This window comes from Actinokineospora inagensis DSM 44258 (assembly GCF_000482865.1).
Taxonomy (GTDB): domain Bacteria; phylum Actinomycetota; class Actinomycetes; order Mycobacteriales; family Pseudonocardiaceae; genus Actinokineospora; species Actinokineospora inagensis.
Genome location: NZ_AXWW01000038.1, coordinates 1 through 13,668 on the forward strand (window position 1 = coordinate 1; position 13,668 = coordinate 13,668).

The following is a 13,668-nucleotide window of genomic DNA, read 5'->3' on the forward strand; positions in this document are numbered from 1 at the left end:
GCCGGCGTCGCCGAAGGCGACCAGGCCGACCCCCGAGGCGCAGCCGAGGCCCAGAGCCCCCTCACACCAAGATCAACCGAGAACAAAGCCCCCAAATACACAGCCTAGACCGACCCATCGACACCCCAGACCGCCCACACAACAGCATGATCAACCCGATCCAAAGCCCCCAATACACAGCCTAACCAAGCCCCCCGACAAACCCCGCCCCACGACCAAGTAAGTCCACAAAGGACCCCACCCCCGGATGTGACGCGCGCAACAACCCCCGTTGCCCGCCCACCAATCCCCCACCCCAGCAGGTGAAAGGACCACCACCACCCCAACCCGCCCGGATAGTACGACCACTGTGATCGAGTCGGTCAAGCCCAGCCCATCCCGATCGAGTCAGCTCGGTATTACAGTGCACGCCGTGCTCGACTCAGTGGCGTCACCGGGACTGTCCACCCGGCTGCGCGCGTTCCTCGACGACCGCGCGCCCGAGACGCCTTGCCTGGTGCTGGACCTCGAGGTGGTACGGACCAACTACCGCGCCATGCGGGCCGCGCTGCCCGAGGCCGCGATCTTCTACGCCGTCAAGGCCAATCCGGCCCCCGAGGTCGTCCGGGCGCTCGTCGAGGAGGGCTCCTCGTTCGACGTCGCCAGCACCGGTGAGATCGACCTGTGCCTGGCGCAGGGCGCGGCGCCCGCGGCCCTGTCCTACGGCAACCCCATCAAGAAGGCGAAGGACATCGCCTACGCATACCGGCTCGGCGTGCGCCGGTTCACCTTCGACGCCGAGGGCGACCTGGAGAACCTGGCCGCGCACGCGCCGGGTTCCCGGGTGTGGTGCCGGTTCCTGGTCGACGCGCCCGCCTCGGGCACCCCGTTCGGGGCGAAGTTCGGATGTTCCCCCGAGTTGGCACTACGGTTGTTGACCAAGGCGGCCGACCTGGGTCTCGCCGTGGACGGCGCCTGCTTCCACGTGGGCTCGCAGCACACCGACCCGGCGGCGTGGACGGCGGGCATCGCCCAGGCGGCCCGGATCGCGAAGGGGCTGGCCGCGGCCGGGGTGCCGACCCGGTCGGTGAACCTGGGCGGTGGTTTCCCGGCGTCGTACCGGGACCAGGTGCCGCCGCTGACCGCGCACACCGAGGCCATCCGGGCCGCGGTGGCCGCGCACTTCGACTCCCCGGTGGAGCTGGTCGTGGAGCCCGGTCGGGCGATCGTGGCCACCGCCGGGGTGATCCGGACCGAGGTCGTGCTCGTGTCGCGCAAGTCCGACACCGACGAGCACCGCTGGGTCTACCTCGACGTCGGTCGCTACTCGGGGCTCGCCGAGACCGAGAACGAGTACATCGCCTACCGGCTGCGCACCGCGCACCCGGCCGAGCCGAGCGGTCCGGTGATCATCGCCGGGCCCACCTGCGACGGCGATGATGTGATCTACCAGAACACCCCGTATCGTCTTCCGACGGCGCTGCGGGCAGGCGACCACGTCGACGTCCTCGACGCGGGCGCGTACACCGCGAGCTACTCCTCGGTGTCGTTCAACGGTTTTCCGCCCCTTCCGACGCTCATCGTCGGCTGATTTCCTCGCAGGAGGTAAGACAGATGTCGTATGACCGCGCGCCTGAACCGGGCGTGGGTAACTTCGCAGGCCGACACGTGCTGGCCGAGTTCGACGGGGTCGATCCGTTGCTGCTCGATGATCTGGGCTTCCTGCGCGAAGCTCTGGAGTCCGCGCTGCGCGACGCGGGCGCCACCATCTGCGACGTGGTGTCCAAGCAGTTCGAGCCGCAGGGGGTGACGGTGCTGGCGCTGTTGTCGGAGTCGCACGCCTCCATCCACACCTACCCGGAGATCGGATCGATGTTCGTGGACATCTTCACCTGCGGCGAGACCGCGGACCCGGAGCTGGCGGCGGCGTTGCTGCGCGACCGGCTCGGCGCGCTGGACGCCAGGATCAACACCGTCCACAGGGGACACCCGGTGCCGTCGGAGACCGCCCGATGATCGTCGAGCCGCTGGGTCCCGGCCTCACCCGGACGTGGGACGTGACCGAGGTGCTGGTGGACGCGAACACCGAGTTCCAGCACCTGGTGATCGGCCGGACCGCACAGGGCGTGAGCCTGTTCTGCGACGACGACCGGCAGAGCACCGAGTTCAGCCAGCTCACCTACCACGAGGCGCTGCTGGTGCCCGCGCTGCTGCTGGCCAAGACCCTGGACCGGGTCCTGGTCGTCGGCTCCAGCGAGGGGGTCGTGTCGCAGATCTCGGTCGCGGCGGGCGCGAGCGTGGTCGACCACGTGGACATCGACCAGCAGGCCGTGGAGCTGTGCGCGGAGCACCTGCCGTACGGCTACACCTCCGATGAGCTCGCCCAGGCCGTCAAGCACGAGGGCCCGGTGCGGGTGCACTACACCGACGGGTGGCAGTACCTGGCGGACACCCAGGAGCGCTACGACGTGGTGCTGGTGGACCTGCCCGACGAGCGCCCGGAGTTCGCCCAGCACAACCGCCTCTACGAGGAGGAGTTCCTCACCCGCTGCCGCTCGGTGCTGACCGACGGCGGCGTGGTGGTGTGCCAGGCGGGCTGCCAGACCATGTGGCGCAACGAGACGTTGATCCGGTCGTGGCGCCGGTTCAACGAGGTGTTCGGCACCACCGTGTACTACGGGTCGGACGAGCACGAGTGGGCGTTCCTGTTCGGACTCGCGGAGACCGAACCGGACACTGACCCGGCAGGGTTGTCCGCCACCACGGCGCGGATGCTGCGCAGGCTGGAGACGCTGCCCTACCGGCCGGAGACGATCGACGCCGACGCGCTGCGCGGCAACACGATCCCGCCGTACACCGTGCGCAAGTCGCGGTGAGACCGGGCGGGCCGGGGGCCTAGAGCTTCCGGCCCGCTCGCACCTGCCGGGTCACCCGGCGCTCCACGAAGAACGACACGAACGGGATCATGCCCGCGACCAGCACCAGCAGGGTCCCCTTGACCGACCAGCGCGCCTTGAGCGCCAAGTCGAAGGCGAACAGCAGGTACACCGCGTAGAGAAACCCGTGCGTGGGGCCGACGATGGCGACCGGGGTGGCGTCGTCGTAGCCGTACTTGACCACCATGGCCACCACCAGGCAGAGCAGGCCGACCCCGACGACGTAGGCCATCACCCGGTACCGGGCCAGCGCGCCCCGGGTGCCCTTGGCGCCGACCGCCTGGGCCGGGTTCTCCTCGTCGGTCATGCTCATCGGGACTCCTGGTTGGCGCGGGCGTTCAGGTCAGCGAGGTAGCGGTTGTACGCGGCCAGTTCGTCGTCATCGTCATCGGGTTCGACGACGGCGACCGGCCGGGGCGGCGGCGCGGGGATCGGCTCCGGTTCGGCGGGCCGCTCGGCCTCGCGCTGCCTGAGCTTGCGGAACCGCCAGAACATGTAGGCGGGGGCGAGGCCGAACAACGGCCACTGCAGCACGTAGCCCAGGTTCTGGAGGGTCCCGTTGGCCGACTCGAACCGCTGCCACTGCCACCACGCCAACCCGCAGCACACGACCAGCGCGAGCGTCGACCCCCCGATCACCAGGAGTGGACGTCCCTTGCCGGATCGCTGCGCCACCGGCCGATGCTAACGCGCCGCCGCTGAGAGCCGCGGACCGCGGTAAGACCGTGGTGACGGCCGCGACAGCTACCCGAGGGCGGCGCGCGCGTACCCGTCGGCCAGGCCGAAGACCTTCTGGCCGTAGGTCACCGAGTTGTTGTAGGAGAACACGCCCTGCCACCAGCCCTTGGGGCTGGTCATGTCGCGGCCGTCGGCGCACAGGTAGCGGGCGGCGGCGAGGGCGGCGTCGTCGATCTGCTGCGGGTCGCCGATCCCGTCGCCGTTGCCGTCGGAGGTCCACTTGCGCCAGGTGGACGGGATGAACTGCAGGGGACCGACGGCCCGGTCGACGGCGGTGTCGCCGTCGTACTCGCCGTGGTCGGTGTCCGGGATGTCGCGCACCCCGGTGGAACCGTCGAGCGGGACGCCGACGATCGGCTTCGACGGCCTGCCGTCGTCGCCCAGGGTCGCGCCGCCGTACTGGCCGTGGTTGGACTCGATCCGGCCGATGCCCGCCAGCGTGGCCCAGGACACCCCGCAGCGCGGCGTGCTCGCCCGCACCACCAGCTCGGCGTTGCCGTAGGCCAGCAACGCGCGCGCCGGGATGCCGGTGGGCCGGGCCAGCCGGTTGGCCCAGCCGCGCAGGTCCGGGCGACCCGGCCGGGGCACCTCGGCGACCTCGACCGGCGCCGCGACGTCCGGCTCGACCTGGGCGGGGGCCACCTCGGCCGCCGGGCTCTCCACCTGCGGGGTCACCGAGGCGATCCGCACGATCCAGACGATGGCGCCGACCACGGCGAGCAGGACCACGACGAGGGCGACCCGGAACCACAGGTCGGTCCGTCCGCGGGGTTTCGGGTCCGCCACCGTGCTCCCACCGGGCTCGTCGGCACCGGGCGGCGCCCGGTCTCACGACAAGCATCGATGACGGGGCACCGTGGCGTTACGCGGGGGTGGGGTCCTCGGGAGGTCAGGCCGCGCCGTCGCGGCGCTGGCGCTGCAGCCGGGCCACGCACCAGGCGGGGGCGCTGCCCCGGCGCAGGTGCTCGAGCACGGTGAGGGGACCGAGCCTGCGGGCCAGGTCGGACGGGGCGAGGCCCGCCGCCCGGTAGTCCAAGGCGCGCTGGTCCAGCGGGCTCATCCCCGCGTCCCACCACTCCTCGGCCTCGGCGACGCCGCCGACCATCTGCCACCAGCCGGCCGCGGCGGCGAGCAGCTCGTGCGGCACCTCGGGCAGCCGCTTGCGCATGGCGGTGAGGTAGCGCGGGTCGGCGGTCTCGACCGTGGCCCAGCTCGCGGCCCCGGCACGGGCGCGTTGACCGGGAATGCCCGGCGTGGACACGGTGGGGGCGTCGGCAAGCCACTCGGACGCGATGCGGTGGGCCTCGTCGGCGTCGGCGTCGTGCGCGCGTTCCGCGGTCCACTGGCGAACTAGGGCATCGACCCCGGGATCGTCGAGCATTCTGCCTCCTGGAGGTCTCATGATCACTCGATGGCTGAAACCGTAGGGGGAGGGACCGACAGATCGCCAGAGGCAAAACGGACCAGTTCGCCGAACGGACCGCGGAAACCGGCAGATCCACTCGGACGGTCCAATATGGATCTTCCACCGCGACCGGACATCACTGATCGTGACGGTCTACCGGCCCGCCGCTGGTCCTGGCCGGTGGCGGGCGCGCCTGTCCCCGGCGACCGGCCGGTCCGGCGGTGACGCTCAGGCGAACAGGTTCTTCAGGAAGGTGATGATCGCCTCGGCGCCGTCCCTCAACCAGCCCAACAGGCCCTGGACGGCCTGCGCGGCCTGGGTGGGCTGGCTGACCACGTAGAACAGCACCAGCGCGACCGCGACGAGGATCACGACTTTCCGCACGTTCATCGCCCACTCCGTCTCTCCGCGCCCACGGCGCACCGACCGGGTCCATGATCCCCCATTCCGCCCACCGGCGCGGCGGTTTTCGCCGATGGCCGACACCGACGGTGAGAAACCGGCCAACCGGGCCCGGGTCCAGCCACACCGTTGGCGGACCGATCACTCTACGGGCGGACGCGGTCGATCACCGGGTGGACACACCGGACGGTCGACGGAGAACGCGGCGCCGCCCAGAATTCGCGTCATCTTTGTGCAGGCGGCTGGGATCGGACACCCTCGGCGACCCGCGATCCGGTACAACTCCCCTGCGCGGCGCCGGGGTCACCACCCGCCGCCGCCCGGCCCGGAAGGCCCTCGGCACCCGCCCAGCAGGTGGGCGCCCGGCAGGCCGCCACCATGCGCGTGCCCGGGGCTGTGCGAACGCCACAAGCACCCGCACAGCCCTTTCCCCTCGGCGTCCTCCCGCGCGCGACGGCGCCTATCGAATTACCCGCGACGGGCCGCGCCATTGCCTGGTGGGCTATTCCCCGACAATGCCTTTATCACGGAGTGCCGCGAATTCCACTTCCGACACGCCCAACTCGGCGAGAACGGTGGCGGTGTCCGCGCGGGGGGCGCTCGGCGGGGTCGGCGTCGCGGTGGCGCTGCGGCTGAACCGCGGCGCGGGGCCGGGCTGCGGCGTGCCACCCACGTCGACGAAGGAGCCGCGCGCGGCGTTGTGCGGGTGGCCAGGCGCCTCGGCGGGCGACAGCACCGGGGTCAGGCAGGCGTCCGTGCCCTCGGCGAGCTCCGTCCACTCGTCCCGGCTCCGGGTGCGCACGGCGGCGGCGATCCGCTCGCGCAACTCGGGCCAGTTGGCCGGGTCCAGGTGGTTGGGCGGGTCGACCAGGCCCAAGACCCGGGCGAGCGCGCCGAAGAACCGGACCTCGATGGCGCCCACGGCCACGTACTTGCCGTCGGCGGTCTCGTAGGTGTCGTAGAACGGGGCGCCGCCGTCGAGCAGGTTCTCGCCGCGCCCGTTGGGCCACAGGCCGAGGCCGCGCATGCCGTGCAGGCTGGTGGTCAGCAGCGCCGCGCCCTCCACCATCGACGCGTCCACCACCTGGCCCAGCCCCGAGGTCTGCCGCTCGACCAGGGCAGCGAGCACGCCCATGGCCAGCAGCAGGCCACCACCGCCGAAGTCGCCGACCAGGTTCAGCGGCACGGTCGGCTGCTGCCCCGCCCGGCCGATCGGGTCGAGCGCGCCCGCGACGGCGATGTAGTTGATGTCGTGCCCGGCGACACCGGCCAGCGGGCCGTCTTGGCCCCACCCGGTGATGCGGCCGTAGACCAGGCCGGGGTTGCGGGCCAGCAGCACGTCCGGCCCCAGCCCCATCCGCTCGGCGACACCGGGCCGGAAGCCCTCGACCAACACGTCGGCCCGGTCGGTCAACCGCAGCACCAGGTCGAGACCCGCGGGCGACTTCACGTCGACGCCGATCCAGCGCCTCCCGCGGGTGAGCGGGTCGTCCGGGAAGCCGAGCACGTCCGGGCTCGGCCGGGCCCGGTCGACCCGGACGACGTCGGCGCCGAGGTCGGCGAGCACGGTGCAGGCGAACGGGGCGGGGGCGAGTCCGGCGAGTTCGACGACCCGCACCCCGGTCAGTGGTCCCATGGGGTTCCTCGTGGCAGGTCGGGAACTACAGCGAACGGGAGATGATCTCCTTCATGATCTCGTTGGTGCCGCCGTAGATGCGCTGCACGCGCTGGTCGGCGTAGATGCGGGCGATCGGGTACTCGTTCATGTAGCCGTAGCCGCCGTGCAGTTGCAGGCACTCGTCGACGGCCTTCATCGCCCGGTCGCTGGTCCACCACTTGAGCATCGCCACCGTCGGGATGTCCAGCTCGCCGCGCAGGTGCTTGGCGATGCAGTCGTCCAGGAAGACGCGGGCGATCCTGGCCTCGGTGGCGACCTCGGCCAGGGTGAACTTGGTGTTCTGGAAGGCGAAGACCGGGCGGCCGAAGGCCTGCCGCTCCTTCGTGTAGCGCAGGGTCTGTTCCAGGGCCAGCTCCATGGCCATCACCGAGCTGATGCCGATGATCAGCCGCTCCTGCGGCAACTGCTGCATCAGGTGGACGAAGCCCTGGCCCTCGACCCCGCCGAGCAGGTTGCCGACCGGGACGCGCACGTCGTCGAAGAACAGCTCGGCCGTGTCCTGCGCCTTGAGGCCGATCTTGTCCAGCACCCGGCCGCGGCGGAACCCGGGCCGGTCGGCCTCGACGATCACCAGCGAGGTGCCCTCGGCGCCCTTGGTCGGGTCGGTCTTGGTGACCACGATGACGAAGTCGCACTGGCCGCCGTTGGTGATGAAGGTCTTCGCGCCGGTGACCACGTACTCGTCGCCGTCGCGGACCGCCTTGGTCTTGACGCCCTGCAGGTCCGACCCGGCGCCGGGCTCGGTCATCGCGATCGCGCCGACCCACTCGCCGGAGGCCAGCTTGGGCAGCCAGGCGTGCTTCTGCTCCTCGGTGCCGTAGGCCAGCACGTAGTGCGCGACGATGCCGTTGTGCAGCGACACGCCCCAGCCGCTGTCACCCGCCCGGTTCTGCTCCTCCAGCAGCACGACCTCGTGCGCGAAGGTGCCGCCACCGCCGCCGTACTCCTCCGGGATGGACAGGCAGAGCAGGCCGACCTCGCCCGCCTTGGTCCACAGCCCGCGGTCCACCTGCTTGTCGGCGATCCAGCGCTCGGTGTTCGGGGTCAGCTCCTTCTCGCAGAAGGTGCGCGCCAGGTCGCGGAAGGCGGCCAGGTCGGGGTCCATCCAGGGGGACTGCTGGGTCACCGGGGGCCTCCTCGGGCCAGAAAACATTCCGGACTGCAGGTAAGTTCCCCCCAGAAGGTACCGGGGCCCGGACCAGCCCGTAAAGTGCCTGCCGAGCCCGGGTCGAGGAGGTCGAGTGGTGGCCGTGCGCACGCACCGCACCCAGCGGGAACGCAGCGAGCAGACCCGCGAGGCGCTGCTCGACGCGACCATCGGCTGCCTGGTCGAACTCGGCCACGCGCGCACCACGGTGCAGGAGATCTGCGCCCGTGCCGGGGTGTCCAGGGGCGCCCAGCAGCACCACTTCACCACCAAGGCCGAACTGATGACGGCCGCCCTCGAGCACCTGTTCGCCCGCCTCACCCGCCAACTGCGCGACGCCGCCACCGACCTGCCGCCCGGCCGCGCCCGGCTCAGCAAGGGCATCGACCTGCTCTGGGAGGCCTACTCGGGCACCCTGTCGACCGCCGCGGTGGAACTGTGGGTGGCCGCCCGCACCGACCCGGAACTGCGGGAGACCCTGCGCCCGGTCGACCGGGCGCTCGGCCACGCCACGCTGGAGCTCTACCGGGAGGCGGCGGGCGCCGAACTGCCGGAGGCCGAGGTGGAGACCCTCCTGCTGCTCAGCGTCAACCTCGTCCGCGGCCTCGCCCTCGACGCCATGATCGGCGGCGGCGCCGAACGCCGGGAGCGGCTGCTGGAGGAGTGGAAGGCCACCGTCCTGGACCGCTACACGTCGGTGACCGGCGGCGACCAAGGCTGACGAGTCCGGCCCGAACGACCCGTCCCGCACGACCCCGGCCGGATTCCGCCCGGTGCAGGCGGGCGGAACCGGCCGGGGTCCCGCTCGATGCTTCGTCGATCGCATCCGCGGCAGCCGACCCGGCCCTCGCTCGGGTCGGCCGCCGTACCCATAGATGAGTGCGGTGGGACGCCAACGGGACGTTCGCTTTCGCGAATAGTCTGACAGCGGCCCCGGTCGCCGGGTCTGCCAGGATCACCGGGTGACCGCACGAGCGCTCCTCTGGTGGTCGGCGGCGGTCCTGCTGCTGGCCGCCACCACCCTCGCGGTGGTCGGCCTGACCCAGCCCGTCATCGACCTGCCGGTCGACGGCTCCGCCGCCGACGCGAGCACCACGAACGCGCCCACCGCCCCGGTCCTGATCGGCGCCGGGCTCGCGGCGCTGGCCTGTGTCCTCGCCGCGCTGCGCCGGGTCACCCCGACCAGGGTGACCGCCGCGCTGGCCACCGGCATCCTGACCGGCATCACCATGACCAGTGCCCTGTCCGTGGACGACCTGTCCGCGCTGGAGGACACGACCGACGCCGACCCGGCGCAGGCGTTCACCGCGGGCCCCGGCCTGACCGTGTTGATCATCGCCACCGCCGCCGCCGTGCTGGCCACGCTGCTGACCTGGCTGCCGATCAGCACCAGCGGGCCCCCGACCGACGGCGAACCGGAGTCCTAACGACTCGTCCCGGGGCGAGTCACCGCGTCCGCCGAAGGACCGGCCCCGGTTCGCCCCGGAGCACCAAGACCGTGCCGGGCACCGGTTCCGTCACGCCACCACCCGGTCGCGGACGGGCCAGTCGCCGACGGTGAGGACGGCGCCGTCGACCGCGACCAGCAGCGCGGGCAGGTGCCGATCGGCGAGCCAGGCGGGGGCCTGACCGCCGAGCACCAGGGCCGCGGTGCTGGCCGTGTTGGCGTCCACACAGGACTCGGCGGCGACCGACACGGTGCGCCAGACCTCGGTGGCGCTGCGGCCGGTGCGGGGGTCGATCACGTGGTGCACGGCGCGGCCGCCGCGGTGCCAGCGCCTGCGGGCGATGCTGGAGGTGGCCAGGCCGCCGCCGGTGATGGCGACCCTGGCCCAGGGCGCGCGTTCGGCGGTGCGGTGGTCGTCGCTGATCGCGATCTGCCAGCCGCCCTTGGGGGGTTGCCCGGCGGTGCCGTAGTCGCCGCCGATCGAGACCAGGACGCCGCTGCCGATCACCTCGGCGATCAGCGCCGCGGCCCGGTCGGCGACCAGGGCCTTGCCGGTCGCGCCGAGGTCCAGGTTCACCCCGGGCGGCAGGAGGACCTCGTCGCGGTCGAGGTCGAGGGCGACCCGGTGCCAGCCCGGCACCGCGTGCGTCTCAGCCGGACGCGGGTCGTTGCCGGGTTGGACGGCGAAGTCGCGGTCGTAAGCCTGGCCGCGCAACGCGTCGGCGACGGTCGGGTCGACCAGGCCGTCGGTCACCTGGGCGGCGCGCAGGGCGACGTCGAGGGCGTCGGCCAGCAGCGGGCTGATCCGAGCCGCCCGCCCGCGCGGTAACCGGGACAGCTCGGAGTCGTCGCGGAACCAACTGCAGGCGTCGTCGAAAGCGGCCAGTTCCGCGCGTAAGGTCGCCGTCGCCTCGCGCAGCAGCAGCGGGTCGCCGACGACAACGACAGCCGACGTCCCCCACACCGAGAACTCAGCGCGCGCGGTCACGGCCGACACCCACTGGCAGGTCTTGTTCCCACACCGTCCAGTCGCGCGACGGCGGCCACACCACTCGCTCACTCACGACGCACCCTCCGGTCATCAGTCTCCCAACGCTGCACCCCGACCCTGTGCGGGCGCTGTGCGTGGCGTAGGCAAATCCTGGGCGCGGTTCCCACTATCCCCCGACCCACTTGCGCTGCGCCGAATGCCACAAACCCGGGCGTTCCTTCGGCCGCACGCCGAAAATCCCCCACTGCCAACCCGGCTATCCGGCGAGTTGTCCACAACGTCACCGACTGTCCACAGCGACCGCGCACCGGCACGACCTCATCCGAAGTCGCCACTACGCTGGATTTCGGGGGTGCTCGCGGAAGTTGGTCACCCGGGCGGGTGGTGCGACGTGTGGCCGGACACGCGCACCCCCTCACCCGCGCCCTCGCAGTGGGTGAAGCAGAAAACCGCCTGGGGATGACGGTACGTCCTTCGCGGGCGATTTGGGTGACCAACGCGGCGGCGGGTTGGCCGCACACGACCGAAACACGCCGGGCACTCGGCGGGCAACAGTCGTCGCGCAGGCTGGGCGCCATGCAGATCACCTTGCGACTCGGCACCACCGCCGACACCGACGCCGTTGGCGCGTTGCACGCCCGTTGCTCCGCGCAGACCCTGTTCACCCGCTACCACGCCGGCCTCGGGAAGATCCCGCCACGCTGGTTGACCAGACTGCTCCAGCCGCCGAACGGGACCACCGTGGTCGCCGCCTGCGGGTCGGAGGTGGTGGCGATCGCGCAACTGATCCCGACCGGCCGGGCCGAGGCCGAGGTGGCGGTGCTCGTGGAGGACGGGTGGCAGCGGCGCGGTCTCGGCACAGCGCTGATCCGCAGGCTCGCCGCCGACGCCAGGGCCACCGGGCACCAGCGGTTGATCGCGTGGTGCCTGCCCGCAGAGCCCGGGTTCGTCCGCGCCGCCGCCGCGTCCGGGCTGCCGGTGACCGCGCGCCACGAGGACGACCTGCTGCGCGTCGCCCTCGGCGTGCGGGGCAGGTGACGCGCGGGCTACTCGGAAGTAACATGAGCGGGTCGGCCGGAGCGAAGGAGCACGCCATGACCACCATCGGATCGGTTCCCGGCGCCCCCACCGCAGACCGGGCCGCCCAGTTGGTGGCAGGCGCCGTCCCCGGCGGCGCCGACCCGGTCACCGTCACCGCCCCGTTCACCGGCGCGCCGATCACCACCATCCCGCAACTGCTCGACGCGGACGTCCGGCAGGCGTTCAAGGTGGCCCGCGACGCGCAACGCGGCTGGGCCGACACGCCGGTGGCCGACCGCGCGCGGGTGCTGCTGCGGCTGCACGACCTGGTCCTGGACCGGCAGGGCGAGGTGCTGGACCTGATGCAGGTCGAGACCGGCAAGTCCCGCGTCGACGCGTACGACGAGGTCGCCGTCACCGCCATGACCGCCGCGTACTACGGCCGCCGCGCCGCGCGCCTGCTCGCCCCGAGGCGCAGGGCGGGCACGCTGCCGGTGTTCACCCGCACCACCGAGGTCCGCCACCCCAAGGGCGTCGTGTCGATGATCTCGCCGTGGAACTACCCGCTCGCGCTGACCGGCCTGGACGCCATCCCCGCGCTGGTGGCCGGGAACGCGCTGGTGCAGAAACCGGACAACCAGACCGCGCTGAGCGCCCTGTGGTTGCGAGAACTCGCGGTGGCGGCCGGCCTGCCGGAGGAGGTGTGGCAGATCGTGCTCGGCCGGGGTTCGGATGTGGGCGGCGCCCTCATCGAGGAGGGCGACTACCTGGGCTTCACCGGGTCCACCAGCACCGGCCGCGGCCTGGCCGCCCGAGCCGCCGAGCGGCTGACCGGCTTCTCGATGGAACTCGGCGGCAAGAACCCGATGATCATCCTGCCCGACGCCGACGTCGACCACACCGCCAAGGGCGCCGTGACGGCCTGCTTCTCGTCGGCGGGCCAGTTGTGCGTGTCCATCGAACGGATCTACGTCCACGAGGACATCCGCGAGGCGTTCACCCGCGCCTTCGTCGCCAGGACGTCGGCGTTGCGGCTGGGGTCCGCTTTGGACTACAGCGTGGACGTGGGCTCGCTGACGTCGACCGCCCAACTGGCCACCATCTCGTCGCACGTGGACGACGCGCTCGCCCAGGGCGCCCGGCTGCTGGCGGGCGGAAAACCCCGCCCGGACCTGGGCCCGCTGTTCTACGAGCCGACGATCCTGGACAACGTGCACGAGGGCATGACCCTGTTCGCCGAAGAGACCTTCGGCCCCGTCGTCGCCATCCACGGCTACACGGACGTCAGCCAGGCCATCACCCTCGCCAACCACACCCGCTACGGCCTCAACGCCAGCGTCTGGACCCGCGACCGCCGAGCGGGCGAGGAAGTGGCCACCCGAATCCACGCGGGCACCGTCAACATCAACGACGGCTTCGGCGCCACCTTCGGCAGCATCGACGCCCCCATGGGCGGCATGCACGACTCCGGTGTCGGACGGCGCAACGGCCCCGAGGGGTTGCTGAAGTACACCGAGCCGCAAACGATTGCGGCCCAACGGGGCCTCCCCCTCCGACCCGCGTTCGGGATACCGGCACGGGCGTGGACCGCGGGGTTGACCGCGGGCCTGCGCGCGCTCAAGCGGATACCCCGGTAGAAGATCAACAGTTCCGAGCAGCCCCCGTTTTCCAGCCTACCGAAGGAATGCGCGAGGAAGACCTGCCCGCAAGTCGCCTGTGGACAGTTCCTCACGATGTGGACGACGACCGTCATGGCTCCCGGTACCGACGGACGACAACCCGACGATCGGCCGCGGTGGATGGCCGCCTACCGTTGCCGCCCATGGTTGTCCACACACCCTGCGGCCACCCACAACCAGCCCACGGCACGCCCGCCCGAGCCTTTCCCCTCGGTAGGCTGGAAAACGGGGGCTGCTCAGCACCGT

The 13,668-nt window shown here is 71.9% G+C and carries 15 protein-coding genes; 7 read left to right on the forward strand and 8 right to left on the reverse strand.

Annotation, left to right across the window (positions count from 1 at the left end):
* Positions 1–403 precede the first annotated feature (403 nt).
* Genes H504_RS0116210 through H504_RS0116220 form a run of 3 tightly spaced genes read left to right on the forward strand, consistent with a single transcriptional unit; the run spans position 404 to position 2,855 of the window.
* Positions 404–1,570: a type III PLP-dependent enzyme gene (locus H504_RS0116210; RefSeq protein ID WP_026423611.1), complete on the forward strand. Its 1,167-nt coding sequence runs from the start codon at positions 404–406 to the stop codon at positions 1,568–1,570.
* Positions 1,571–1,593: 23 nt separating this feature from the next.
* Entirely contained in the window at positions 1,594–1,995 is a 402-nt protein-coding gene (speD, locus tag H504_RS0116215) for an adenosylmethionine decarboxylase (protein ID WP_026423612.1), read from the forward strand.
* A complete protein-coding gene (locus tag H504_RS0116220) occupies positions 1,992–2,855 on the forward strand; it encodes a spermidine synthase (protein ID WP_026423613.1) in 864 nt (287 codons plus the stop codon). The genes speD and H504_RS0116220 overlap by 4 nt, the downstream gene beginning before the upstream one ends.
* A gap of 19 nt (positions 2,856–2,874) precedes the next feature.
* Here the strand turns inward: H504_RS0116220 and H504_RS0116225 are convergent, their stop codons facing one another.
* From H504_RS0116225 to H504_RS0116255, 7 genes are all read right to left on the reverse strand, one after another.
* Positions 2,875–3,222: a DUF3817 domain-containing protein gene (locus H504_RS0116225; RefSeq protein WP_051385942.1), complete on the reverse strand. Its 348-nt coding sequence runs from the start codon at positions 3,220–3,222 to the stop codon at positions 2,875–2,877.
* Positions 3,223–3,224: 2 nt separating this feature from the next.
* Positions 3,225–3,590, reverse strand: coding sequence for a hypothetical protein (locus H504_RS0116230; protein ID WP_051385943.1), 366 nt, complete (start codon positions 3,588–3,590; stop codon positions 3,225–3,227).
* Between the two features lie 69 nt (positions 3,591–3,659).
* Complete coding sequence (locus H504_RS0116235; RefSeq protein WP_084467788.1) at positions 3,660–4,439, reverse strand: lytic transglycosylase domain-containing protein; 780 nt, start codon at positions 4,437–4,439, stop codon at positions 3,660–3,662.
* 103 nt (positions 4,440–4,542) lie between these two features.
* The gene (locus H504_RS0116240) at positions 4,543–5,034 is read right to left on the reverse strand and encodes a hypothetical protein (protein ID WP_026423617.1); all 492 of its coding nucleotides are present in this window, start codon (positions 5,032–5,034) and stop codon (positions 4,543–4,545) included.
* Between the two features lie 252 nt (positions 5,035–5,286).
* Entirely contained in the window at positions 5,287–5,448 is a 162-nt protein-coding gene (locus H504_RS42045) for a hypothetical protein (protein WP_169735406.1), read from the reverse strand.
* A 514-nt stretch (positions 5,449–5,962) separates the two neighbouring features.
* A complete protein-coding gene (locus H504_RS0116250; RefSeq protein WP_026423618.1) occupies positions 5,963–7,096 on the reverse strand; it encodes a CaiB/BaiF CoA transferase family protein in 1,134 nt (377 codons plus the stop codon).
* 25 nt (positions 7,097–7,121) lie between these two features.
* A complete protein-coding gene (locus H504_RS0116255; RefSeq protein ID WP_035304584.1) occupies positions 7,122–8,243 on the reverse strand; it encodes an acyl-CoA dehydrogenase family protein in 1,122 nt (373 codons plus the stop codon).
* 139 nt (positions 8,244–8,382) lie between these two features.
* On the opposite strand from H504_RS0116255, the gene H504_RS0116260 reads away from it, so the two are divergent.
* Together H504_RS0116260 and H504_RS0116265 are read left to right on the forward strand one after the other, a co-directional pair.
* Entirely contained in the window at positions 8,383–9,006 is a 624-nt protein-coding gene (locus H504_RS0116260) for a TetR/AcrR family transcriptional regulator (RefSeq protein WP_026423620.1), read from the forward strand.
* A gap of 241 nt (positions 9,007–9,247) precedes the next feature.
* Positions 9,248–9,712: a hypothetical protein gene (locus H504_RS0116265; RefSeq protein WP_026423621.1), complete on the forward strand. Its 465-nt coding sequence runs from the start codon at positions 9,248–9,250 to the stop codon at positions 9,710–9,712.
* A gap of 90 nt (positions 9,713–9,802) precedes the next feature.
* Here H504_RS0116265 and H504_RS0116270 read toward each other — a convergent pair whose 3' ends face one another.
* Positions 9,803–10,720 (reverse strand): FAD:protein FMN transferase, encoded by a 918-nt coding sequence (locus tag H504_RS0116270; protein WP_026423622.1) that lies wholly within the window; start codon positions 10,718–10,720, stop codon positions 9,803–9,805.
* A 579-nt stretch (positions 10,721–11,299) separates the two neighbouring features.
* Between H504_RS0116270 and H504_RS35470 the strand changes: the two genes are divergently transcribed.
* Together H504_RS35470 and H504_RS0116280 are read left to right on the forward strand one after the other, a co-directional pair.
* The gene (locus H504_RS35470) at positions 11,300–11,761 is read left to right on the forward strand and encodes a GNAT family N-acetyltransferase (protein ID WP_211239339.1); all 462 of its coding nucleotides are present in this window, start codon (positions 11,300–11,302) and stop codon (positions 11,759–11,761) included.
* Between the two features lie 56 nt (positions 11,762–11,817).
* Positions 11,818–13,380: a succinic semialdehyde dehydrogenase gene (locus H504_RS0116280; protein ID WP_245614294.1), complete on the forward strand. Its 1,563-nt coding sequence runs from the start codon at positions 11,818–11,820 to the stop codon at positions 13,378–13,380.
* Positions 13,381–13,668: the final 288 nt, after the last annotated feature.

Coding starts and splice junctions, on each gene's coding strand:
- H504_RS0116225 (WP_051385942.1), bottom strand. CDS start 3,222: ATGACCGACGAGGAGAACCCGGCCCAGGCGGTCGGCGCCAAGGGCACC.
- H504_RS0116240 (WP_026423617.1), bottom strand. CDS start 5,034: ATGCTCGACGATCCCGGGGTCGATGCCCTAGTTCGCCAGTGGACCGCG.
- H504_RS0116250 (WP_026423618.1), bottom strand. CDS start 7,096: ATGGGACCACTGACCGGGGTGCGGGTCGTCGAACTCGCCGGACTCGCC.
- H504_RS42045 (WP_169735406.1), bottom strand. CDS start 5,448: ATGAACGTGCGGAAAGTCGTGATCCTCGTCGCGGTCGCGCTGGTGCTG.
- H504_RS0116220 (WP_026423613.1), top strand. CDS start 1,992: ATGATCGTCGAGCCGCTGGGTCCCGGCCTCACCCGGACGTGGGACGTG.
- H504_RS0116255 (WP_035304584.1), bottom strand. CDS start 8,243: ATGGACCCCGACCTGGCCGCCTTCCGCGACCTGGCGCGCACCTTCTGC.
- H504_RS35470 (WP_211239339.1), top strand. CDS start 11,300: ATGCAGATCACCTTGCGACTCGGCACCACCGCCGACACCGACGCCGTT.
- speD (WP_026423612.1), top strand. CDS start 1,594: ATGTCGTATGACCGCGCGCCTGAACCGGGCGTGGGTAACTTCGCAGGC.
- H504_RS0116280 (WP_245614294.1), top strand. CDS start 11,818: ATGACCACCATCGGATCGGTTCCCGGCGCCCCCACCGCAGACCGGGCC.